Origin of the sequence: Vibrio echinoideorum (assembly GCF_024347455.1) — a bacterium.
GTDB lineage: Bacteria > Pseudomonadota > Gammaproteobacteria > Enterobacterales > Vibrionaceae > Vibrio > Vibrio echinoideorum.
Genome location: NZ_AP025484.1, coordinates 1411874 through 1438133, shown reverse-complemented (window position 1 = coordinate 1438133; position 26260 = coordinate 1411874). Strand labels below are relative to the sequence as shown.

Genomic DNA, 26260 nt, shown 5'->3' with positions numbered 1-26260 from the left:
AGATATCCTCTATGATGCAAAAACTCAGAAAGAATAGATTTTGCTCAACAGGACGGAGAAGTTTGATGAAAACAGAGTACTTAGGCGATGTTTTACAAGGTAGGCAGGTTATTGGCTCCTTGAATGTTGAAGACTTACCCGTTGGAGAGCATCAGTTCTGGTTTCAAGTCACCAGTGATGGTCTAGGGCAACCTAAAAATATGCCGGTGTCTGTTTTCAAGGGTAGCCAAGACGGCCCTAAGTTGATGGTCACTGCGGGTATTCATGGTGATGAACTTAATGGTGTGTTAGCTGCTCAACAAATTGTCAGAGACTTAGTGGGCAAAAAGCTAAAAGGCACGGTGACCGTTGTACCTACTGTGAATTTGTCTGGTTTGTTAAACCACAGCCGCGATTTCATCTCTTCTGATCCAGGATCATGCCCTGCTAATCTAAACCGACTTTTTCCGGGTAATGCGCAAGGTTTGGCGGCGGAACGCTTTGTTGCGTCTCTGTGGGATCGCTTGCTCAAACACAATGCCACTTTTGCTGTTGATCTGCATACCCAAACTCGTGGCGCCGTTTATCCTCTCTATGTTTTTGCGGATTACCGAATTGAGCAATGCTTGGAGATGGCTAGATTGATGCAGCCAGATTGTGTGCTCAATGATCCCGGCGACCCAGGTATTCTTGAAACGGTGTGGAATCGCAGTGGGATTCCGAGCATTACGGTAGAAGTGGGGATGGGTAAATTTACTCAACCGGAGATGATTCAAAGAGCTGTCGATGGCGTTGTTAATATGCTGTCGTACTATGACATGCTTGAGTCTAATGAAGCACGTATTTCGTCGAATCAGCCATTGCCTCAAATGGACTGGATAGAAGGGAATAATGTGGTTTCTATTCGTGCTGATATTGGTGGTTTTGTGTTACCTCAGGTAGAACTGCTACAAAGTGTGGAGCAGGATGATCTGTTAGCAATTCAATACGATGCTTTTGGTAATGAATGTCGTCGTTATCATGCACCATCGGTAGGACGTGTACTCAGCTATAACGTCGATGCATTAAGGGAGCCGGGCGCTCTTGTATGTCGCTTGTTGAGTTAGTTAGGTTAGATTTAAGCTGATGAACCAGTACGATTTTCTGTCATTTAAAATCAGCAAAAAAAAAAGACCTCGCAAGGCTCGGTCAAAGGACAGTTGTCTAGAGTTGTCACATGTATGGACTCTTCGACAGAACTGCTTTCAGAGTAACTAAGATACATTAAGATCCCGTTGCGAGATGGTGACACTTCGACTGCTTTTTTGTTTCAAAACCATGATTTCAGAACTGCTGTTTCAAAGTGAACTAGTGAACTGTTGTTTTAAAGTGAGCTACTGTTTCAAAGTGTTTTATTATTTCGAAGCAATGAAAAAGCCTACTGCAAGTTTGTGCAAGTAGGCTTTATCGGTTTCAGTTTTGGAGCTTTTTCTCTCTTATTTACAATTGATTAAAAAGCGTCATCCACGATGTCTTTTAGTCGATCGTAAGGCACATATCCCGGTAAAGTATTTCCGTTCATCATCATGGTTGGAGTGCCCGTTAAGCCTAGTGCACTGAACGTTTGATGGTTAGTGGTTAGAACCTGGCTTTGTTCTTGAGTTGTTTTTAGTTCCGCCTCTGTTCCCGTCTTCTTAGCAACGGCTTCTAGTGAGCCTTTCGAATGAATCCCACTTTTAGCCATCAGTAATCGGTTAACTTCAGGGAATGCTTTTGGGTTGTCTTTCCATACTTTCATCGCGTATAAAGCGGCATTGGTATTGAGGCCGTCGACTTGCTGCTGTTTAAACGATAAGTACACGTTGATCACTTTGATGTCGTTGTTTTCAGAAGCTAATTGAACCAAGCCCTTTTCCAAGCGTTTACAGTAAGGGCAGTTATAATCGGTAAAGTTAATGATGACCGATTTACCATCTGGGTTGCCCGTAATTGGGTGAGCATCATTGTTATACAGCCAGTCGTGACTCTCTACTTGAGCCTTCATCGCTTGCTCTTGTCCTGCGACATACTGCTCTAAGCTGGTATGTAAACCTGAGATCGTTGAAGGGTTGTCTTTTAGAAATTGGTTAATTTCTTCAAGTTGCTGAGTCTGTTCTTTGTTTAACTCGGCAAAAGCGCTGCTACTCATCAATGAGCTAATAATCAATGTGCTTATAAGATGCTTTTTCATTTCTATTCTCTAATTTTGTGTAACCGCTAGAGGTTCGTCTTTAGCGATTTAAATCTATTAATAAGTGGCTTATCTTTTACCTGGTTTATTAGGAAAAGTAGGTTCTTAGCCAAAGCCCAATAGGGGAAGTAACGCCTGTTGCGATACTGCTTATTTTTCCATCTTTGATGATGACAATGCTTGGAGTGACGTTGACTCCCCAATCCCTACTGATCGATCCTGAAATATCGTTGATAGTCGGAAATTGATATTCTTTGGCATCCAAAAACCGCTGAACACGTTCGTCTGACCCAGATGACAAGGCGACTGACACCACTTGATGCGAGTCGCTGAAGCTATTAATGGTCGGACTCACTAATTTGCATGCACCACACCATGTTGCCCAAAAATAAACAATGACGGGCTTACCATTTTTGCTTAGCTCGATAACATCAATATCCTCACCTTGGAGTGATTGGCCAACGATTGAAATGGCGTCTCCCTGAGGCATATTCCTGCTGTGATAAAAGTCCATGGCAAATGACACCACGCCAACAATCAGTATCATTGAGACGAGTTCTTTACCCCACTTCTTAAGACGACTTGGCTTGTTGGCTTCATTTTTCAGAGCCTCATTACTTACAGCGTTGTCTATAGTCGAAGCGGCTTTATCTTCGTTTCTGAGAGCGTTTTTGGGAGTCTTCATCCATTACCTCGCAGCGTCGATGGCTTGAACGACCGTCGCGCTGTCTAAAATGACAGGCAATGGGATGCCGTTGGTGTAGCTTGGCCCATATACGATGTTAAATGGCACACCAAACCGTCCATTGCTTTGTAGATATTGAGTGACACTCTCGCTGGGTGTTGTCCAGTCGCCTTTCATCAAGGCAATGTCTTCTTGTTGTAGGTGGTTGTAGACAGGATTTTGAAGAATGACACCGATCTTGTTGGCTTTACAGGTGATACACCATTCTGCTGTTACATCAACAAATACCGTTTTGCCTTGCTCAACGAGCTGAGGGATTTGTTTCGCGTCAAGCTTTTGCCAAGCAAGGTCATCAACAATTGGTGTTGACCAATTATCAGCGGTAACACTTCCTATGATTAACGCAGCGCCAAACACCAAGGTTGTGGTTGCGACGATAGGAATAAGTACTTTGCGACCTAACTTACGGCCAATCCAAATCAAGACTGATATCACAATAAACAGTGACAGTAATATTGTTGGGAATTTGCCAATAAACGGCGTCATCAAGCTTGCTAGCCATAAGCTAGTGGCAAACATCATCAAACCAAAGATTAGCTTGACCTTGAACATCCAAGCTCCAGGTTTTGGGAGCAGTTTGGTCAAGCTTGGGAAAGCTGCAAAGATTAACCAAGGCGCACTCATACCTATACCTAAAGCAATGAATATCGCCCACAGTTCTTGGTAACTCGCCCCTAATGCGTAAGCCACAGCCGTACCTAAGAATGGCGCACTACAAGGAGTAGCAAGCAGTGTCGCGAACATACCTTGAACAAAGTGACCGCTGTGGGAGTCATTACCTTTGGTGGCCATCCAAGTGTTCATGCTTGATGGCAATCTGAATTCAAATAGACCGAGCAAGTTAACCGAGAACAATAAAGTGATGATCAACATGAAACCAATGAACCAAACATTTTGGAATTGGATTCCCCAACCAATCGCGTTGCCACCCATTTTTAGAACGGTCATGCCAAAGGCCAACAACGCGAAGGAGGTAATCACCCCCATAGCTGAGGCTAAGAATGAGATTCGGATGTGACGATTTGATGCGCCTTGGTTGTGAATGATGCTGTTTAACTTCATCCCTAATACTGGCAGTACACATGGCATGATATTGAGTATCAAACCACCAATGAGGGCAAAGCCAAGCATCACCCAAAAGCCATTATTGCTCTCTTGGTACGCAATAGGCTTAGAACCAACCGGTGCAACCATTTCTTCCGCGAAGTTGGTGTCAGAAACAGTGATGCTCACAGTACGATCGGTTAAGTCGACCTCTCCAAGCCAGTTGCTGACATCGTAGACCGCGGTCAACGTATTACCTGTAATGTGGACCGCTGGTTGAGCGAAGAAGTCATCGATCACTTCTTGGCCGTCGATCAGAACCTGAGGCTTATCCCAACCTTCTTTGCTCGTTAACTGAGTAACCAGTTGTTGTTTACTCTTGTCCCAGAACAGTCCGTTAACTGAGGTACGATTCGCTTCTCGTGGAGATTGGCTCATGCCTTGGTTGAATAAGAACATTGCTTCCTCATCGAGCTGCAATGTTTGCGTGTCGATAGGGAGTTCGATGTCATAGTCAGTCAAAACACAGATGTTCGTACACGACGGAAACGAGAGAGAGGCTCTGAATACAGCAGGCTGCGTGTTGTCTTTCAGCGTTAAGGTAACTGGAAAGCTGACGTGTTTTTTGTAACCTAACGTCATTACACCGAGTTGTTCGTAGTACTTAGGAATCGGCCAGTGCCAGTCTACTGATTCTATATTCGTTGAATCAGACCAGTCCCAGCTTGGTGGAATACCGCCTTCACCAGGGCTACGCCAATAGGTTTTCCAGTCTCCGTCGAGCTCAACATCCAATATGGTTTGAATTGTTGAACCGTCATTCGACTGTTCACCCGTCGACATCATTCGGATTTTTACAGGTGGATGCTCAGGTGCACTTATCCAGCCCGTAGTCTGTGCTAGAGCGGTAAATGATGTCATAACCAAAACGGTAATGATTATAGTTTTCGTGCATGTACGCATGCAGAGTGCCAACGAGTCGACAAACTTATTTAGTAGTGTGTTGTACACAAATGTATCTCCAAAAAATAAATAAAAGGGTGGAATAGCCCGGTTATTTATTCTCTAAATATACAGTGCTTTAGATGTAACCGAAGTTTTGTTGGTCTGGAAGAGCGATGATTATCTCTTGATAACCTTGAGATGTGAGGTGGTAAGTTAAATGCGACAGCGAGAAGCAGAACAAAAGGGGTCAGCCAGCCCGTTTTAGGCGTGGCAAAGGTGAGCATTTTTGAACTTAGGCTGCAGGAGCTTGAATTTGGTGTTGTCAGCATTTTAGACGCTTCAGTACCGAAAACACTGGCATAGAGCTCAGACATTTTATCGAAAGATGCGACGTTTGCTTGTGGGTGGCTGGTTTCTGCGCCGACAAGTATTGATTGTCCAATTAAGGAAGCTGAAGTGGTTACTTTGTTTGCAGACAGAGTACTTGCCAGACAAGTTACGATAACCAGTCCGGTAAGAAAAAGCGCCCAAAGAGAATGCTTTTGTCGGCGATTCTGTTTGGATAAGAAAAGTAGTGGTGTGCTTTGCAAATCAGTCAGTCGTTGAATTAGTTAATAATTAAAGCTAGCTAGTCGAATTGCGGCTAGCTTAGATAACTTTGCTTCGTGCCACAAGTCATAAAATTGTCAAAGTAACAGGGCTGCATTAATGTCAGCGCCAACAACTCAGGCATCGAGGTCTGACTTAAGTTCATAATAATCTGCTCTTTTCGGTTTTTCGCTGACTTGTTCACCAAAGTAATGGTTACCTACGAGCTAATTATACGGGCGAGTTAAGGAAAGAGTGGTCTTGATTGCAGTTAAGACAGCAGTAAAAAACAGTCATAAAAAAGCCCAATCATTCGCTAGGAACCAGATTGGGCTTACTTCATTCGACTTTGTTAACTGATTCTTGGGATTCCAAGGTTTAGTTAGGATGATTTAGTGAGAACGACGTGGACCGTTACGTACTAAGTCTTTGCCATTTTCAAAGACTTCTTTAGTGATCCAGCGAGCAAGCAGAACTTTGTGGCTGCTGTTGAATACAGCAACGAAGTGACGGCCATCAGAGTTATTGGTTGCCATGCCTACGCCTTCCACGCCTTCGAGGCCTAAACCACCAGCTTCAACCGAAATTAGGAATTTTTCTAGCTCTTCCAGAGACTCAATAATATCAAGTTCGTTGTTCATTTTTTATGCTCTCTTACTGTGAGCCAACATCGGATTAAAGGTGCTTTAGTGCATGCGCCCAAGTGATGACATTGCTCGTTGTTCTTTGTTGGGTGCGTACTTTACAGGTCATAAGAGGGGATTGGAACTCTCAAATATTAGATACGGATTGATTTTTTGCGAATTTTTAACACAACATACGTTTAAATGCTTGTTATCCATCTTCTTTTTACTACTATTTATAGGGTCAATTTAGACAATAATAGGAATTAATATGATGAAGGTTTGGCGTTGTCTATTGTTAATGTTGACGCTTGTCGCATTTGGAAGTTTTGCACAAAGCGTTGATAAAATAACAGAAGTACAAGACCAGCTAATGCTGGACCTAACGACTCTAGAAACCGCCCACGATGCTGAAAAGCCTTTTCTAGAAGATATCTTGAGACGAAAGAACCAAGCGTTGCGTGAAGAGATTTTTTCCCAATTATCATCCGATAAAAAGGAAGGCCTAGATGCTGTTCTTGCTCAACAGGTTGAGCTTTTACAACATTTGCTTTCATTGAATGAAGTTAAAATTGTCTCGATGAGTCAAGAGAACCGTTCGGCGGAGGGAGATGCGAAAAAGCGCCTTGAGCTGCTGATTCAAAAGCGCATTGGGATGATGGATGTTTATTATCAACAGCTCTCTAAAACCCTAAGTTGGTCGAAAGAAAGAGGCGTTGAGGTATCGGCTGAGGAAGATCAGCTAAAAGCCGCTTTGATTTCTCGTTCTCAATATCTGATCAATGCGATTCTTTACACAGACACTCAACGTCAGGATTTAGAGCGTCGTTTGTCTTTTGTTAGCGAAGAAGAAAAGGCGACGATTAAAACTGAGCTAATACGTTTCAGTGAACGAACCAGTGTAATGGCTGCCAGCTTAGAGAACAATATCTCTATGATGAGCCCGTTTGGTGTGGATGTGACGTCTTACAAGCGCATTTTATTGGCAACCACAGGGGATATTAATGCTGACGTACTGGATGTTGATGTCGCGTTAGACCTATTGGATGGCTGGTTGCGTTCGTTTAGTTCTTGGGCGTTTGACAATACCCCTTCTTTTGTCGTCAAGCTCGCGCTGTTCTTAGGTATTTTGTATGTGACTCGCCTTATTGCCAACGTTGCTCGTAAAACGGTTCGTAAGAGCGTTTCGCATTCAAAAATGGATTTCAGTGTTTTGATGCAAGAGTTCTTTGTATCAATTGCTTCCAAAGCCGTCGTGTTTATCGGTTTGCTTATTGCCCTGTCTCAGATAGGGATAGAGCTTGCACCGCTACTTACTGGTTTTGGAGTCGCGGGTGTCATCATTGGTTTTGCCTTACAAGATACCTTGTCCAATTTTGCATCAGGTTTGATGATCTTAATCTATCGCCCTTACGATGTTGGAGACATGGTTAAAGTTGCTGGCGTTCAAGGAACAGTAAAAGACATGAGTTTAGTGTCTACTACGATTCAAACCATCGATAACCAACGCTTGGTGATCCCGAATAACAAGATTTGGGGTGATGTGATCAACAACATTACTGCAGAGCGCGTTAGACGTGTTGATATGGTTTTTGGTATTGGTTATTCCGATGACATCGATAAAGCGAAAGGCGTGTTGAACGACATCATTCTTGCGCACCCTTTAGTGCTTAAAAAACCAGAACATATGATCAAGCTTCACACCTTGAATACGTCTTCGGTTGATTTCGTAGTGAGACCTTGGGTTAAGACTGAGGATTACTGGGATGTATATTGGGATGTGACGGAAACCGTGAAGAAACGCTTTGATGAAGAAGGCATCACGATTCCATTCCCACAACGCGATGTACACATTTACAATCACGAAGAGAGTTAATACGGAAAGGGCTAGTACGAAAATAGCGAGTACAGAGAGAGCTATTTTCGGCTGATAGGCGACCTCTTAATGTGAAATTAAATGGACGCGTGAATACGCGTCCATTTTTAATGGCTATCAGTTTATCTGAATCTCGTTCTTTTATGTCACTTCCCCATCTTAGAATTAAGTTATGATGGGGTAGGCTCAGTCTGGACAGTTGAAATCGAATGGATAATCCACAGCAAAAAACGAATACTAGAAATACAACGGTAAGAAAAGCGACGCGAATTGAAAGTGTTATGAACTCTGCGATGTGGCATTTAACTCAAAGAGATATGACGGAAAGCGAGCTGATTGCAAAGCTCAAAGTGAAAACCGACAATCAAGAATGGATCGATGAAACTTTGGGCACCTTGAAAGGCTTTGGGTATCTCAAGTCTGACCAAGTGTTTGCAGAACAATTTGTGGAACAAGCTTTTTCTGGTGAGTTTGGTTCTCGATATATTGTTGAAAAATTGAAGAAGAAGGGCCTAAAGGACTCCGTGATTTCTGATGCCATCCATAAGGTGTCCTTTGAAAAATCTATTGATGAACAAACCATCTTAATAGATCGAATTAACCACTATTACACAAGCTTTACCATGAGCCGTGAAAAGCTTGTGGCGACACTGCAAAAGCGCGGCTTTAGCTATCAACAAGTTAAAGTGGCGATTGATCAGCATCCGCAAGCCCATGAGCTTATGAGTAACATGCAAATTAAAGCAGAGAAGGCTGACTTAGAGAAAGAAGTGCTTAAGTATGCTCGTAAAGGTAAAGGCTTGACTGCTATCCAGCAAGAATTGAGACAACGACAAATCGACACCAGTGAACTGCCATCGTTAATCGACCGATTGATTAATGAAGAGCAACTGGATTTCTACTCTTCTTGTTTAGAGCAGTTACAGAAAAAATCCTATGATCTTAATGACCATAAAGAACGCTCTAAAGCTTATGCAATGTTGAGTCGAAAAGGTTTCTCTTCTGATGAGATCAAATTTGCTCTGAGTGAAGGTAACGAGTAGCAGGCGGTATCGAGCTTAAGACATATCTAGTTGGAGACACATCGAGCCTAAGAAATATTGAGTGCCTTATTTTAACGTGTCGTGTGTATGTTTTCTGTAAGACCTAGGCCATTGCGTAAGGCAAATTGAATGAGCTCGTTGTGGTTATTTAAATTGAGCAGTCCAAGCATTCTATACTTATGAGATTCTATGGTTCTTGAACTTAAGTGAAGTTGCTCTGCGCAATCTTTTGCGCTAAACCCTTGAGCAATCAGCGCTAAAACTTTGGTCTGCTTTTTTGTCAGTAATAGTAGCTTATCACTGTCGTCTTCTAGTCGGTTCTCATTTTGTTTTAGCGTTCTAGCTAGTGTGGAATGTTGCCAGTAACAAAGCCAAACTTCACAGACTAACTTTAAGCGTTTGATGTCTTCTAGGTCGAAATTGGTGTCGGCATCGTGAAAATTAGTAAAAGACAACGCTCCCCAACGTTGATTAAATAGCTGTAGTGGTATGATACAGTGCCATCGTCCCCCTTCTTTATACAACTGCTTTAATACATAGTTATCGCTGTTTATGAGCTCATCTTTTGAGAAGGTTAGATAGGTCTCGTTAGTCTTCAAAAGCTTCAAGTAATCAAGATAATTACCACCAATAAGGTTCTTCTTGTTAACTGGAGGAATGTGTTTTTTGGAGACTGAGCACGTCTTGCCATCTTCTAATAAGACCATTGAATTTGGGTAAAGTGTAAGACGATCAATACCAAACCAATCAAGTACGTCAAAGCTCGCTTGCGACCAAGTTGTTTGAAAGTTGTTTGGGTCACTATTGATCAAAGTTGCAGATTGCTTCATTAATAATTGTTCAAAGCTATAGTTAGAAGCGCTCACATTTTTTCCTTATCAATAGTTCGGCTACTCATTCACGCGCTGAAGATATTCGCTAAAGCACGACAGCGCAAGTTAACATTACAAGATCGCGAAGGTGTTCTAAGTTCTCTTTTTTTATAACGCTTTATTATATGAGGCATAGCGAAAAGCCGTACTTTTACTGCAGCAATTGAACGGTGTTTTTTATAGGCTCACGGCATTTAATACCACCGAATAAAAACCGTGATTATTTTAAGAGTACTACTGACCTTATCATTGTTGATGCTAACTTTTCGTACAGCACTAGCGTCTCCTCTGTTTGTTTATGCCCAATCTCCAATACATTCAAATGTGCTTTCAACTCAGCTTCGTTCTGCTCAACCTAATAGAGTGGGAACCATTGAATTCAAGTCCTCTTATACTCAGGCGAGTATATGGGCTCATACAGGCGCTTATTCACTCGATTATTATCAGAATCAATCCAACATTGCCGTTCAGTGGCAAGCATCTCCAATATGGAAAACAGAGTTAGATTATCGAGTCGTTACTGCTAAAGACAATGGATTAGACAGCTTTGTTATGGGATTTCATGATCTATTCGGTATTGGACAGAATGGCCGTGATGAAGTGGCTGAAGATCAATTCACAATGGACTTTAACAATGCGGGCGTTCATGTGTCTGACTTTGAAGGTGATGATTTAACTAATGCGCTGACTTTTTACAATGAACTACTGCTGTATTCTAGAGGGCCAATGTCGCTCTCGGCGGGTGGTTCGTTGTTTTATAACAATGTAAAAAATGGACAGTTTGCGAGAACAAGCTTCGAGCAAGGTGTTCAACTCAATTACAGCTACATCATGCCAAGGCATAGCATATTCTCCACTCTCGGGCTCGTACATCGAAACAGCGATGGCTCTTCCTCTAGAGATGAAAACCTAAGCCTTGAAAACCTCAGTACAAGTTGGGCGATAGGGTATGAATATCGCCTGAGTCAACGTCACAGTTTACTTATCGAATCTCTCAACTATCAAGGTTGGGCGAGTAATGACCCTGACTTTTCTGAAACCTCTAACGAAGTGGTCGTAGGGTATCGATATCGTCTGTATCAACTCGCGGTTGAAGCTCTGATGATCGAAAATATCCGTAACATGGATAACACTACCGATATCGGCTTTACGCTCGGATTTAGATTCTCAATGTAAAGTAAGCGCCAATATATCTTTATTTAATTAAATTCACCGAAGGTATGAAATTTCAGTAGTTTTACGGTATATCAATAACGTATTTTTTTGAACAATAGCGCCATTCCAAAAGGCCGGTTTAACAAGGCCAAATTAATATATAGGTAGTGGTTATCATGAAAAAGACATTAGTAGCACTTGCGATTGCGAGCATTTCAAGTTCAGCTTTCGCTGTAAGCACAAGCAGCCAAAACAGCCAAAACGAAGACATGTTTGCATTTGATTCAATGCATAAAGATCAATTTTCAGTATCAGGTTCTTTCGGTGTTGGTGGTTACTACGACACAGGTTCTAAAGCGTTTTATGATGACTGGGCGACAGGTCTTACTCTTGCAGTAAACTACCGCAACAACCGTATTGTTGGTTACTTCGAAACTGACTTGATGGTGAACTACACAACAGACAACAACGTTTCAGCGAATGACGCAGCAACGGCGGGTTGGACAAACGGTATCGATACTGGTCCAGCAACTGACGTAGATAAAGCGTGGCTTGGTTTTGATACTGGTTTCGGTATCGCTTCATTCGGTTGGGAAAACGATACGGCGTTAGACAAAGTAGATGGCGCTGGTGATACAACTTACGAGTTTGGTGCTTCTGCTGGCGACGCTTCTGATGCGTTCAACGTTATTAAGTTCCAAGGTGCAACCAATGGTTTTGCTTACGGCGTTTCTTACTTTGAAACTGACGACGATCATAACGATGCTGACAAAGGTATTAACGGTTACATCGGTTTAGAGCAAGAGGTGTTCAACCTTTACGCTGGCTATGAATCACGTGATAACGATGCTGATTACGAAGTATATACGGTGTCTGGTAACGTAAAAGTTGGCGACCTTACACTAGGTATGAACTCTTGGATTGATGAAAGCGATTCTAAGAAAGACACTGGTTACTACGTTTCAGGTGGTTACGCGCTTTCTGCAGACCTAACAATTGCAGCGGGTTACGCATCTAACAGCAATGAATTAGATGGTCAATCTGACGTAGATTCTTCTTACATCAACATCGCTGCAATGTACCGTATCGCTGATAACGCTGACATGGGTATAGATATCAAACAAGATCTAGATGGTTACCGTGTTGGTGAGACTAGCGCACAATACGACGAAGAGACACACGTATTCGCAGCAGCTTACTACTACTTCTAAGATCTCAAATACTGAAACTGAATGCTATGGTGTAATCGCTTGCCCGGTCGTTACACCATATTCTCTTCTTTATGCAGTTTAAGCATCCACAAATCGACATGTGGTATGCCACTCAAGTATTACGAGTGGAATTATTATTTGGAGAAATGTAATGGTTAAGAGCATTACGGCTAGGGGTGTTATTTATGGAAATGATACCCTATTTACGTGTAAGCCTAATCGAAATGGATTATTTGAATTAGCACGTAAACATGGAAGAGTTGCTGGTACTCGCCCGCAAGATCTCAAAAACAAGGTTTATGCTGAATCTCTTGATGAAGCTTGGCATTTACTCAAAACAGAAAAGTTTTATATTGTTTTGACGGGACAAGTATTTGGTATTCACAGAAAGTCTTTACGAAGCGTTGATTCTGTCGATATTGATTTCGAGAACGAAACTCAACCGGCTTGTGTCACGATATAACGCCTAGTAGAAAGCTAAGATTAGTACAAAAGAAAGGACGATCAATGATCGTCCTTTTTTGCTTTTTAGGGATGTTTAGATGTCGTTTCGCTACTTATCGGCCGTATTGTTCGATAATAAAATGCTCAAAATCGTCACACATTTGATGATTTGATTTGTTATTGTTTGCTAATTCTAACGCCCCATCGACTATCGATATTTTGGCGTTCAAATCGGCAGCTGGTGCTTGTTCTCTCTCAGAAAGTTGTTTGATTTTCTTCTCTTCAATCACCCATGCTTCTTCTGATGATAAGTTACACTCGTCAGCAAGATATTTTGCATTAAACCCTTCTCCGGTCAGGCTTTTGATTGTTCCGTTATGGTCAACGCTATTGCCTTTATGCCAGTAGTGTTTAGCCAGTAATGGACCAATCTCTGGGTTATCCGTTAAATAACCAAACTTGTCGGTGAAATAGGCGCGAGTTTGATAAACCGCCATATGAGCCAATAGATAACCTTGGTAAGCGCAAGAAGCCTCATCGGACAGTAAATGTGGAATCGCCATTAACGGACGTGGGCTGCAAGACAATCCAAGAATCGTTTTCTCACTATGGCGAGCAAGAGCTGTGATTTTTTCCGGCGTAAGATCTTCATCAGCCAATTCGTAAAGCGCGCGTTCAAAGTAAGGAACCACAAGAATGCTGCGTTCTTCATAGGCTTTGAATGGTTGTTTGTTATCAATGATAGCTTTAATCAATTCGTCTGGCACAGATTGGCCTTCTGAATTCAGAGCGTACTGTTTTAGCCAGTCGGCATCGGTCAGCAGACTGTCGCAGAACATCGATTGGGTTTCGGCATAAGCCATTGAGGTTGGTGCAAATTCTTGAGAGAAACAAGGCGCATTCATTTTAACGTTAGCGAAATGCGCGGCGTGGCCACCCTCGTGAAACAGCGTGTTAATCCCGTCATAACCACTGCCTATTTGATCGGGTTTTGCGTTGCTGGTGAAGTTTACTTGAGCTGCAACCCAAGCTCCTTGATCGTAGAAAGAAGGAATGGGTCCATGACAAAAGCCATTAGGGTATTTTCCTTTACGATCAAGCAAATCCAATTTCAACGTGGCTTGAGAGTATTCGATGTTGAGGCGACCAAAAGATTCTATCCAGCGTCTCAGTGATTTTGAGAAGGGAACATATGGGTCCAAGTCATTCATAACATCACCAGCAAAAGAGTAGATAAAGTTATGGGTTTCCAGTGCACTCTGACCTTTTTGCTCTGCTAAGTTGGTCAGGCTTTTTAGATTGTTATCACGCGTACGTGTTTCGAAGTCATCCAGAATCGTGAACAACTGTTGTGTTGTCATTTGTTCAGTCTTAACCACCGAATAATCAAAGAAGGTTTTGTAACCAAGCGATTGAGCAAATTGGTTGCGCTTTTTGATGAGTTCGATGAAGCCGTTAACTAGTAACCATTGCTCTAAATCTAATAATGCTTGGTGCGCAGAAAGCCTGACTTTTTCATTGCTGTTACTTCTAACTGCGGAACCTAGAACGGGCAATGATCCTTCGGTATCTTCACCCGCTTCATTTACGTAAGTCATTACATGATTTTGTTTTTTCTCAAATAATTCGGCCTCAAATTTGATGAGATCGGCTTTCAGCTTCTGAGATTGTTCGGATTCGATTGCGTGAGATCTAAAAGTCGCTAGCCAACCATTTAACCCGGTTAGCGTGCTCTCTTTTTCTTCAATGTCTTGAATCTCGTCGATTGCATCAATGTGTTTTTGGATAGCAGTAATTTGCTCGGCAGAACTAAGAAACTGGGTCCACTGGGTTTGTGCAAGTGTTGAACCATCGTGGTCATCACTTATTCCCATGTAAGTATCCCAAAAGAAGTCTTCTTTCGCTTTGTGAGTCGCAAGATAATTTTGATTTAATTGGTTGAGATAATGAGTTGCAGTCATGATGTCCCTTGAAAATAATGCCTGAATTTCGAGATTATGACACATTCATGGGACGTATTTTGTGACGTTGCATATAACGGAATGTAAGTCACAGGAACTAGGTTTACATTACGGCGTATGTGTGTAAATTAATTAACTGTTAACGATTTGTTTTTTGCTAGTATTGTTTAGAGAGCATTCGCTGATTTTTTTGCCTTTTATTGAGTAAATTGATGTTCTCAATGTCAGCGTTTTTGTAAGGAAGAGGTTTAGGATGGATCCTATTTTATATATCGAAGTTGGTGGTGTTGTGTGGCAGGTGCTGGCTGATGGTACTTGGCTGCAAGTACCGGCATCACAACCTAAAGTTGAGGGTGTGCAAGTTGTTAGTATTGAGCCTCAGAGTTTGGATCAGACTCAACCGCTCACAGAACCGCAAATAGCGGCTGTTGAACAACAACTTGAAGAGGTGGTCACTCAACTTGTTAATAGTATTGAAAGCTCACCTCAACAACCTAACGCTGCCAATGATCAACCCAGCTCCAGTGCCTCTTTTATTGCGTATGTTCGCTCTACATTAGATGAAACTCTTGCAGAAGCAGGTTTTGATACTCGACCGACCGAATATGAAGAAGAAGAGACGACCTCAAATGACGGTAACCTAGATGCGCTTTTACCTAGCGCCGAGCTTACCGTTGATATATTAGATGGCGGTGATGGGTACGAAAATCAGTTTGAAGTGCCTTCTGTCACCATCACTGGCACAGCCATTGACGTTCGAGATGGGCGGACTGTTGTTATTACCATCACCGATGTTAATGGCAACACGGTTACTACTACGGCTATTACCAGTAACGAAACTTATGTTGTAAACGGTGTCGATCTTACTTCGCTAGCTGAAGGCGACCTCCAAGTTGACGCGATCATTGCCGATGACTTTGGTAATAGCATCACAGCGAATGACTCCACGATCAAAGATACACTAGCCTCTATTGATGTTGATTTTGATGGTTTTGGTGATGAGTTTTATAATCAATTCGAAATTTCCAATGGGGTGTTAGTCGGTACTGTTGCTAATGTTGAAGATGGCCAGACGATAAGCATTTCAATCACGGATAGCCAAGGTCTAACACAAGACTATACAACGACCGTATCCGGTGGCACATGGACACTCACACTTCAAGACTACTCAGGTTTTTCGGAAGGGGAGTTGACGGTTGTTGCTAACACCATTGATATTGCCGGAAACCCTACGTCAGCTACCGATACCATTGTTAAGGACACGCTTGCGAGTATTAATGTTGACTTCGATGGTTTTGGTGATGAGTTTTATAATGAATTAGAAGTAAATAATGGTGCTTTGGTTGGTACTGTTTCAAATGTCGAAGATGGGCAAACTATCTCAATCACAATAACGGATAGTGAAGGCTTATCCGTAAATTATTCGACAGTTGTGTCTGGCGACAATTGGACATTAGTAAATCAAGATTACTCAAACTTCGCAGAAGGTGAACTTACTGTAGTTGCAAGCACCATTGATATAGCTGGAAACCCTACTACCGCTACTGACATCATTGTTAAAGACACTCTGGATAGAATTCTCGTTCGGTTCGATGGTTTCGGTGACAACTATTACAATCAAAGTGAAGTGAGTAAGGGGGCCCTTATCGGTGCAACCTTCAATATTGAAGATGGTCAGGCGATAAATATAACGATTACTGATAGTAACGGTTTGTCTGCCGACTACACCTCGGTTGTTTCAGGCAACTTATGGAGCTTAAAAGACCAAGATTATTCTGTCTTTGCGGAAGGTGAGTTGACCGTTGTCGCGAGTATTACAGATATAGCGGGTAATACTATTACGTCCACTGACACCATTATTAAAGATACGCTAGTGGACATAGGAGTTGAGTTCTCTGGATCTGACGATGAGGTTTACAACCAAGCAGAAGTCCTAAATGGTGTGTTGGTTGGTACTGTTGGCTATGTTGAAGAAGGTCAAACAATCTCAATTACCATCACCGATAGTGCAGGCACATCTTTAGATTATTCAACAACAGTTTCAGGCGGTACTTGGACGCTTACTAATCAAGATTATTCTAGTTTTGCCGAAGGTCAATTAACTGTTGAAGCCAGTGTTACGGATATCGCAGGAAACACGGCGACTTCAACAGATACAATCGTCAAAGATACGTTAGCGGGTATCAGTGTCGATTTTGATGGCTTTGGTGATGAGTATTACAACTCCGCTGAAGTCATGAATGGCGCTCTGATTGGTACGGTTACCAATGTTGAAGATGGCCAAACCGTTTCAATCACCATTACTGATGTTGATGGCAAATCAGTAATTTATACTGCGATAGTGTCTAGTGGCGAATGGACTCTAAAAGGTCAAGATTATTCCTCCTTCGCGGAAGGCGAATTGACCGTTGAAGCTAGTGTTACGGATTTGGCCGGAAATACGGCAACCTCTACAGATACGATCGTCAAAGATACGCTAGCGAGTATTGGGGTCGACTTCTCTTCATCTGATGATGAGTATTATAACTATGCAGAGGTAGTTAATGGAGCTTTGGTTGGTACCGTTTCTAATGTGGAAGATGGACAGACAATTACCATTACAATCACCGATAGCCAGAATGTATCCCAAGTTTATACAACGATAGTCTCTGGTGGAACTTGGACGCTGACCAATCAAGATTATTCCACTTTTTCTGAAGGCACTTTAACGGTAGTAGCAACGGTTACGGACGTTGCGGGCAATACTGCAACTTCTAGCGATACCATCGTCAAAGATACACTGACAGACATCAGTGTCGATTTTGATGGTTTTGGTGATGAATATTATAACTCAACAGAGGTAAGTAATGGGGCTTTAGTTGGTACCGTTTCTAATGTGGAAGATGGCCAGACAATTACCATTACAATCACCGATAGCCAGAATGTATCCCAAGTTTATACAGCGACAGTGTCTGGTGGAACTTGGACGCTGACCAATCAAGATTATTCTAATTTCGCAGAAGGCTCGTTAACGGTTGAAGCGACCGTAACGGATATTGCGGGCAATACTGCAACCTCCAGCGATACCATCGTCAAAGATACGCTTATAAGCATCGATGTGGATTTCTCTGCATCGGATGATGAATACTACAACTTAGCCGAAATTACTAATGGTGCCTTGGTCGGAACGGTCGCGGACGTTGAAGACGGTCAAACTATCACTATTACTATCACCGATAGTCTTAATGTCTCCCAAGTTTATACGACCACAGTAGCTGGCGGAAACTGGACGCTGACAGGTCAAGACTATTCGGGTTTTGCAGAAGGGATTTTGACCGTAGAGGCTAGCGTTACGGATGTTGCGGGAAACACGGTCACTTCTAGCGACACCATAGTGAAAGATACGCTAGCCAGTATCACCGCAGAATTTGATGATGTCGATAACATACTCAACACTGAAGAGGTTCAATCTGTTCGTCTACAAGGCATTGTTCAAAATGTAGAAAATGGACAGCCTATTACCGTCACAGTTACGGATAGCAACAATCAATCTATAACGTTACAAACCGTAGTTATTGCGGGTGCTTGGAGCATCGATGATGTTGATCTGTCTGCATTTGCTGATGGCAACATTACGGTAGAGGCGGTTACCGTTGATATTGCGGGTAATGAAACGACGGGGGCTGACAGCACAGGGCAAATTAATACCGTACCGCCTGTTATTGATATTGATACCTTGTCTGGTTTCAACATCTTGGATTTCCGTAGTGGCGATTTAACCACTATGCAAGGGACAACCGATGTCTCCGAAGGCTTACCTGTTTACGTCGAGATCAATGATGGTACTCAAACGCTGACTTTTGTTGGAGTCGTGGATGCGTCAGGTGGTTGGCTAGTTGAGAATATTGATGTTTCTAGCTTAGACTCATCTTCAGAATGGATTATCGATGCAAGAGTTGCCAATTCGATTGGTAACGAAGTCAGCGATGACATGCCAAGTATTATACTGCCAGGTTCAGTCTCATTTTCTGAAAGCACGGTCGGGATCTTCGGAGATCAAACCCAAGTCGCTGACATCAATATTCAGTTTGCTGACGAATTCGCTTTTAGTGCAAACCAAGTTTCTGCTGAGGGAGTGACATCTCAAGGTCAATCTATCGCTATTGCATTAGAGTCTGATGGACAAGTGCTTAAAGCAACACGAACCGATGGAACACTGGTTTTTGAAGCAAAGATTGTCGGCGATACCGTTGAAATCACTTTCTATCAAGCGGTTGACCAACAAGCTGGTGAAGAGTTACTTCAAACAGCGATCATTATCGAAGGTCTCCAAATTGATGATGACGGGACCACTGAGCTGGTTTTAGGTGAACTACCGATTACGATTTTAGATTCTGAACCACTCTTATTCGGTGAATCCTATTCGATGGTGGAAGGAGAGACATCATCTGGCAATGTTCTTAGTAATGACATTGACCTTGATACCGCATTGACTATTAGCAGCGTTGAAGTCGGGGGAGTCAGTAAAGACATTTCAGGCGCGACTCCAGCTGTATTCACGACAAGCGATGGTGTATTAACCGTATTTGCTAATGGTCAGTGGACCTTTGAAGCGAATCGAAACTTAGATCATCAGCAAGATCATATCGTTACTTTTAATTATGTTGCCGCTGATTCTAGTGGTGATTTCGGTTCGGCAACGGCGACCATTGATATTATGGATGGTGCTGCTGGACAAATATTGGATGGATCTGAAACGGCAACGGAAGTGGATGTAACATCCGGCCCGCAAACCATCAATGCCCAATTTACGATATTAGGTGGTTCGGATAACCCAGATCCTGACTCTATACAATTTAGCCCTGAAACCGCGGCGCAATTGGAAGCGTTAGGCATTACCTCTGGAGGCGATTCCACCCCACTGACTTACACTCTTAGCGCTGATGGCCTAACGATCTTTGCGAAGCAAGGCGAGGATGATGTGTTCTCGTTTTCAATGACGACAACGGTCGATGGGAACAATCTACTTGTGGATGTTGTATTGGTTATTGACCGTCCATTAGATCATGTGCTGACGAGCGATTTGCTCACGATTCCATTGAATATTATTGGTACAGATACTGATGGCACGGCTTTAGAAAACGGTCAGATATCATGGGTGATAGAGGACGGCAATGATCCGAGTTTAGTTCTTGATTCAAATGTTACTATCAACGAATCGGATTTTAGTAACGATCCTGTCGGTGAGGTGAGTAGTACTGGAACCTTCAGTGTTGGGATTGGTAGTGATTACTTAGACAGTGTGCTTTTTGAGCTAGCCGATCAACCGCAACTCTTCAGTGGTGGAGAACAGGTTTATTATACCGTATCGGATGACGGTACATTGTTGACGGGTTATGCGGGACCTGTCGCTGGTGGTGATGTTGCTTTCACGGTCAGCTTTACTGCGCCTCTCTCTGATGATGTAGATAGCAGCGTGGATTATGTATTCACACTCTACAAAGGTTTGGATCAAGCCAATGGCACAGATACCATTCCGTTCACGGTTACAACCCGTGATTCCGATAACGACCAAACTAAACTAGATTTAACCGTTTCTATTACCGACGGTGGTGAGCCAACGATTGGCAGCGGTACGGTTGAATTGTCTGAAACCCCAATTGCGGATACTACTCCTGATGGCGTAAAACAGAGTGCAGTGGTTAATTTGGATATCACGGCATCGCATGATCCTATCGTTTATCTTGGTATTGATGTGACAAACGGTCAAGCCGTTTTGGATAGCGACGGTGAAGCAGTCACCCATAATGGCGAGGCTTTATCTTGGAGAGATAATGGTGATGGCAGTTTTGATGCGATATTAAGTAATGGCGATGTCATTATGCAGATTCGTCTGCCATCTGATTATTTTTTAGAAGCTAATATCTCAGGCACCGTTGCCGTTGAGATTGATTTATATCGCTCTATTGATCATGGTGCTGGGCTAAAAGATACCGAATTGAGCATACCGACCACGGTTGTCGTTATTGATTCAGACGGTTCACGTTCAACGCAAGAATCAGATATTAAGATCTATGATGGTAAGGACCCTGCATTCTCAGTAGTAGGTAGTCTATCTGTCGATGAAGATGGGCTAATTGGTGATAATGAACAAACGGGCACAGAAGACCCAAGTCCATCGATAGCGATTATTCAAGGCTCAGACGATATCGCATCAGTTTCAGTTAATACCGATGCTTTTGACGCATTAGGCTATACCAGTGGTGGGCAAGCCATTTCATTGCAGGCAGTGAATGCTGATGGTTGGTATTACGCTCAAGATACGTCGGGTAACGATATCTTCCGAATTCGTTTTAACAACGATGGCACAACCGAGTTCAACCTATATACGCCGCTTGATCATGCTACGGGGGATGGTGAAAATAATCTTGCTGTGAATTTTGAATTGGTTGTCACTGATGCCGATGGTGATAGTTCTGATCCGGCTATTTATGCTGTCAATGTTACGGATGCAGTGCCAACTTCTCGCTCTGGATCCATTGAAATGGTGGAAGGCGATAATCTTAGTGGGCAGTTCTTAACAGAAGAATTTGCTGGTGCGGATGGCGCAACCATCGTCAGTTTTGATTATCGTGGAACGACTTACACTTTTGTAGATGCAGATACGTCAATCACCATTGACCTCATTAATGTTTACGACAGTAATTCTATTTACGGTCAGTTTACCCTTTCACCAGATGGTAGCTACCAGCTAACCACTAATCCAAATGTGACGACTAATCCTGCCGATCCTAAGATCGTCGATGACATTGATTACTTGGTTCGAGATGCGGATGGTGATGAGGTCACGAGTACTGCAGAGCTTGTCCTAGATGATAACGAGGGCTTTATTCGTTATGAGGATTCTGAAACTACAGAAGATAACGATGCCATTATTGTTGTGAGCGTTTCTACTGGAGACGTGGACCAAAGCGAAACCGTTACGGCTATTGAATTCTCAGAAGCTTCTTTGCAAGGCGGTAGTCTGTATTTAGATGGCGTATTACTTCAAGTAGTTGATGGCAAGGTGACGCTTTCAGGTAATCAGTTAACGGCGATTGACAGTCAGTTTACCGGCCCGAATGGTCAATTAACTTATCGACCTGCACTCCATGAATCGAATACGACCTCAACGGTTATTCTAGCGATCAATGCCATTATAAGTACTGACACGGTTCCAAAAGAGCTGACCGCAGATGTCTCTGTTTCTGTTTTACCGGTGGCCGATGCTCCAGATTGGTCAGATTCTGTATTTACCTACCAATCCGTAGAAGATGATGCAAACCCAATTAAATTAGATATCACAGCTCAGTTGGTTGACCAAGATACATCTGAAGAACTGTCTTACACCATTAGCGGCATTCCAGATGGGCTGAATATCACCTTGAACGGAAACGCGGTTAAAGAAGGCAAAGAGTACACCCAGACCCAAATCGACAAAATGGAAATCAGAGCTGATGAAAACCTTGCAGGTCGATTTGAGTTTGAGATTACTGCTATTGCAACCGAAGCGGGGAGCACCTTCGCTGACCCCGATGATAAAACGGCCGATATTGTTAATACTGTCGTTGTAGAGATCTCACCGGATGCTGATACTCCAATTTTATCTGTTAAAGATTACAAAGGTCTGGAAGATGAAAGCATCTTCCTCAAGAACGTAATCAATGGTGCATTGACTGATACCGATGGTTCAGAGTCGTTAAGTTATCAAATTGAAGTACAAGACGGTTGGGCGATTCAAGGTGGATTGTTTGACCTAATTGGTCCTAATACTTATCTCGTTTCTGCTGAAGCGATAGAGAACGGCACTGCTTATCTAATACCAAAAGAAGACATCAGTTCCTTTACGGAAGACCTATTCATAAACGTGACTGCCGTTTCTTATGAATCGACAATTGACTCGTTAGACCCTGTTAATGTGACTGCGTTAAGCGATACTCAAACCATCAATATCTTCCTCAAAGGCGTTGTTGATGAACCTACTGTTGTGGATGGAGGAAACGCGCATTGGGAATATGACAGCGATACCAAAGTCATCAGCAATCAATCGGTTCTTAATGAAGATGGCTTGATTCAACTCGACTTTGTCGTCCAAACAACCGATGACGATGCTTCTGAAGAGATCAATATACTCCTGACCAATATTCCTGACGGCACCTTGCTGGTGGATTCATTGGGTGAGCCCGTGTCGCTAACCATCGCTTACATTGACGATGTAACAGGCCCGGTATTCCAGGTCTCTAACGCACAACTTAATGATTTGTATCTCAAGCCAGTGACTGATTTCAGTGGTGAGATGGAACTGACTGTTATTGCTATCTCAACTGAACCTGATGGTGATTCGGGCGAATTCCCGATGACGTTGAAGGTAGAGTTAGCACCGATTGTCGATCAAGAAGATGGTCAGGTGGTTAGCACTCAAGGTATTGAAGACAGCCAAATTGGATTGAACCTTGAGCCAGCTGTGAATCAAGATGTTGATGGAAGTGAGTCTTTAACGGGGTATGTGATTGATAGCCTACCTGCTGATCTGACTCTTTATTTCGATGGCAGTGTTATTGCAGTGCCAGTTTCAGGGTTAGATTTAGAAAGTTTATTAGACTCTACGACACCAACACTATCCGAGCTTTTAAGTAGCGGAAGACTGTCAGTAACCGCTACTGAAGATTTGAGCGGTACATTTTCGATCCCAATTACCTATGAAGTTACTGATACTTCGCCGACAGGCGCAACTGATGTAAAAGATATCTCGGGGTCAATCAGTGTCACGGTCGATGCGAGGGTCGAGTCAGATACTCGTTTGGAAAGTTCTGGTCAGCTATATATCAGTGAGGACGGTTCTCCGGTCAACGTGTCGGATGCGGTTACTTTTGTTGACGCAGATATGGATGGCTCAGAATACTTAGATTATATCTTGATCGATGTGCCTGATGGTTATTCGTTGATTATTGAACACCCGAACGGAGCCGCTCAAGATATTTCAGGAAACTGGATTATCTCTGCAAATGGCCTTACGAGTGACTCTATCCAAGAGTTGGCGCAAGAAATCTTAAGTGGCATGACTATCTCGAGCCCAAGCGACACGCCTGTTTTAGATATAGTGGTACGTGCTCGTGTCATTGACGGTGAAGATTCGAAGTATATTGATACTTCATTCCAAATTCAGATCACGGGTCATGATGGCGGCGGGGGTACTTGTGATCCTGTTGGGCCTCCAAGCCCAATTCAACCTGATGGTGATATCAAAACGCCTGAGGGAGAGGACATCGACCTTACCGGTTTATTGAATACCAATGTAGGTAGTGATCCGGACAATGAGATCTCTTTCTATATTCCTGCGGACTCTCTGCCTGATGGCGTCGAGATTTCAGGTGATGGTGTTATTGCCGAATACGACGCTTCTGGTGAGGTTGTCGGTTACTCGATTACAGCGGATGGACTATCCAAACTAACGCTAACAGGATTAGATGAAGACTTTGCCGGCTGTATCGACTTTACGATTAAAACCATTGAGACCTCTCCTTGTAACGGAGATACCGTCACAACAGATCAAACCATCAGTATTCAAGTATTGCCAGTCGTAGATGACATTACCGTTGCCACGGATTCGACAACAATCCAGGAAGATATTACAACCGACCTTAACCTTGAGTTAGTTCTCGGTGATAGTGTTGAAGACGGGCAGTTAATCACGGGAGAGGGTAACAGTGCTACCGGTAAAGAGACCGTTAACTCTCTAACAATAACGGTATCAAATGGCGGCACGCTATCGGAAAGCCCTACTGATACTGGTTTGTTGGTTGATAACGGCAATGGTGAGTGGACGGTAACCGATCCTAGCCGATTAAGTGATGTTTTGGTAACACCACCAGAACATTACAGCGGCGAAATTACCTTAACAGTGACGGCCAATATTACCGATGAAGCGGATTGTGTCGTTGAAACCGATACTCAAGACAAGACGACCGTGGTGACGATCACCGTTGAACCTGTTGCGGATGCGGCGAACTTGGTGACGGAGGATATAGTAGGCGACGAAGACAACTACATTTCACTGTCATCACTTAGCGCGGAGCTGATTGACCAAGATGGCTCTGAAAATATGTCCTTGGCATTGAAAGGCGTGCCTGAAGGCGCGGTTGTTGCGATAAAGGTGGGCGATAGCTACGAATTAGTTCCAAATAATGGCGTTGATGGCGGTACCTTTGATGGTAACCCTACTTATGAGTGGCAGCTCGATCCAAGTCAGCTTGCTAATCTTGTTATTCTGCCGCCACGAGATTTTAGTGGTGATATGAATCTAGTCCTTGAGGCGATTACTCAGGAAATCGGCACGACAGATATTCGTTATACCGAATCTGAATTTACCGTTGGTGTAAACCCTATCGGCGATAAAGTGGAGTTCTTCGATTTACCTGAACAGCTCACTGGAAGTGAAGATGATGGCATCGTGATTCCTCTCGATGCTAATAGCTTTGAAACCAACAGTGATGAATTCTTAGCAATTACCGTAACGGTGAATTCGACTTCGGATCCATCAGGTTTAGTTGGGCTAGATCGAATTCGAATTGGATCAGAAACCAGCTCTTTCACTAGTGTTGGTGGCATCATACAGGCGACGATCCTCGTTAAAGCAAGCTCTGTTGATGAGCTCGAATTCTTTGCGGGTGACGCGTTTGGTAACCTTGATATTACGATTACAGGCCGAACGGTTGATCAAAATACGGTACTCGGTGAGTTAGTGGTCGACACGGGTGACCCAAGTTCACAAGATATGACGCTTATCATCACACCAGAGCCTGATGCTCCGTTATTGAGTGTTGAATATTCTTCGATTGTGGCAGAAGCGAGTGGCACGATTCCTCTTGGTTTAGACCTTTCTCTTGTAAACCCTGCCGACTCAGAAGTGGGCTTCATCACCATCTATGATATTCCCGCAGGTTTGACGTTCTCACACGGTTCTATGGTCGATGGTCAGTATGTGGTGGATTTAGCGGATGTACCTAATTTGGCTATTACTGGAGGCTATGTTGGTGTTGATCCATTTGAACTTACCATCGAACCTTCTGCTGAGATAGGCAACAACCAAGCGGTAGGGTTACCTCAAACGGTATCGGTTGAGTTTGTTGCTGAAGGGAATTCTACGGTTACCGCGACAGATGATAACGACTTGCTGGTTGGCGGTACGGGCTCTGATAATTTTGTGTTCGCCTCTTCAGGCTTAGGGAGTACAGAAGCCCCAAGCTACGATGTAGTTCAAGATTTTGATGCGTCTCCAGACACTGATGCAATTGACCTCTCGGGCATTTTAGGAAGCCTAGGGCTTAATACTGGGTTAGGGGCAACACAATATCTAGATTTAGAAGAATCTGGTGAAGGTGTGACCATTTCTATTAAACCTAATGGAGACGAAGACGTTCAACAAAACATCTTATTAGCCGATGTCACGTACGACGATCTGTATCAAGGCGACAGTAGCAGTGCATTAGAAGCACAAATTTTACAAAAAATGATAGAAGACAATAATTTAACGCTGTAAGTTAGAGG

Annotated in this window: 14 protein-coding genes; 7 read left to right on the top strand and 7 right to left on the bottom strand. The window is 43.1% G+C overall.

Translation table 11 applies throughout. The features are described from left to right. Positions 1-65: 65 nt before the first annotated feature. Entirely contained in the window at positions 66-1085 is a 1020-nt protein-coding gene (locus OCV36_RS22475) for a succinylglutamate desuccinylase/aspartoacylase family protein (RefSeq protein ID WP_017074799.1), read from the top strand. 383 nt (positions 1086-1468) lie between these two features. Here the strand turns inward: OCV36_RS22475 and OCV36_RS22470 are convergent, their stop codons facing one another. The 5 genes from OCV36_RS22470 to OCV36_RS22450 all read right to left on the bottom strand — a co-directional run bounded on the left by OCV36_RS22470 (position 1469) and on the right by OCV36_RS22450 (position 6151). Then, positions 1469-2188 (bottom strand): DsbA family protein, encoded by a 720-nt coding sequence (locus OCV36_RS22470; protein WP_135457368.1) that lies wholly within the window; start codon positions 2186-2188, stop codon positions 1469-1471. An 88-nt stretch (positions 2189-2276) separates the two neighbouring features. Continuing rightward, on the bottom strand, positions 2277-2873 hold the full coding sequence (locus tag OCV36_RS22465) for a protein disulfide oxidoreductase (RefSeq protein WP_017074801.1): 597 nt from the start codon (positions 2871-2873) through the stop codon (positions 2277-2279). 3 nt (positions 2874-2876) lie between these two features. After that, a complete protein-coding gene (locus OCV36_RS22460) occupies positions 2877-4940 on the bottom strand; it encodes a protein-disulfide reductase DsbD family protein (RefSeq protein ID WP_135457467.1) in 2064 nt (687 codons plus the stop codon). A 95-nt stretch (positions 4941-5035) separates the two neighbouring features. After that, positions 5036-5512 carry a hypothetical protein gene (locus OCV36_RS22455; protein WP_167853043.1) on the bottom strand — a complete coding sequence of 159 codons (477 nt, stop codon included), beginning with the start codon at positions 5510-5512 and terminating at the stop codon, positions 5036-5038. 390 nt (positions 5513-5902) lie between these two features. After that, on the bottom strand, positions 5903-6151 hold the full coding sequence (locus tag OCV36_RS22450; RefSeq protein ID WP_017074803.1) for a hypothetical protein: 249 nt from the start codon (positions 6149-6151) through the stop codon (positions 5903-5905). Between the two features lie 253 nt (positions 6152-6404). Between OCV36_RS22450 and OCV36_RS22445 the strand changes: the two genes are divergently transcribed. Both OCV36_RS22445 and OCV36_RS22440 read left to right on the top strand, forming a co-directional pair. After that, the gene (locus tag OCV36_RS22445) at positions 6405-8009 is read left to right on the top strand and encodes a mechanosensitive ion channel family protein (RefSeq protein ID WP_017074804.1); all 1605 of its coding nucleotides are present in this window, start codon (positions 6405-6407) and stop codon (positions 8007-8009) included. Positions 8010-8218: 209 nt separating this feature from the next. Beyond that, positions 8219-9052: a regulatory protein RecX gene (locus tag OCV36_RS22440; RefSeq protein WP_102551454.1), complete on the top strand. Its 834-nt coding sequence runs from the start codon at positions 8219-8221 to the stop codon at positions 9050-9052. 71 nt (positions 9053-9123) lie between these two features. Here OCV36_RS22440 and OCV36_RS22435 read toward each other — a convergent pair whose 3' ends face one another. Further along, positions 9124-9918: a response regulator transcription factor gene (locus tag OCV36_RS22435; RefSeq protein ID WP_102551455.1), complete on the bottom strand. Its 795-nt coding sequence runs from the start codon at positions 9916-9918 to the stop codon at positions 9124-9126. A gap of 261 nt (positions 9919-10179) precedes the next feature. Between OCV36_RS22435 and OCV36_RS22430 the strand changes: the two genes are divergently transcribed. The 3 genes from OCV36_RS22430 to OCV36_RS22420 all read left to right on the top strand — a co-directional run bounded on the left by OCV36_RS22430 (position 10180) and on the right by OCV36_RS22420 (position 12753). Then, on the top strand, positions 10180-11100 hold the full coding sequence (locus OCV36_RS22430) for a DUF3187 family protein (protein WP_135457465.1): 921 nt from the start codon (positions 10180-10182) through the stop codon (positions 11098-11100). Positions 11101-11255: 155 nt separating this feature from the next. Beyond that, positions 11256-12290: a porin gene (locus OCV36_RS22425; RefSeq protein ID WP_135457366.1), complete on the top strand. Its 1035-nt coding sequence runs from the start codon at positions 11256-11258 to the stop codon at positions 12288-12290. Positions 12291-12441: 151 nt separating this feature from the next. Further along, a complete protein-coding gene (locus OCV36_RS22420; RefSeq protein ID WP_135457364.1) occupies positions 12442-12753 on the top strand; it encodes a hypothetical protein in 312 nt (103 codons plus the stop codon). Between the two features lie 94 nt (positions 12754-12847). Here OCV36_RS22420 and OCV36_RS22415 read toward each other — a convergent pair whose 3' ends face one another. After that, entirely contained in the window at positions 12848-14695 is a 1848-nt protein-coding gene (locus OCV36_RS22415) for a M3 family metallopeptidase (RefSeq protein ID WP_135457362.1), read from the bottom strand. Positions 14696-14948: 253 nt separating this feature from the next. Between OCV36_RS22415 and OCV36_RS22410 the strand changes: the two genes are divergently transcribed. After that, positions 14949-26252, top strand: coding sequence for a T1SS-143 repeat domain-containing protein (locus OCV36_RS22410; RefSeq protein WP_135457360.1), 11304 nt, complete (start codon positions 14949-14951; stop codon positions 26250-26252). The last annotated feature ends 8 nt before the right edge of the window (positions 26253-26260 follow it).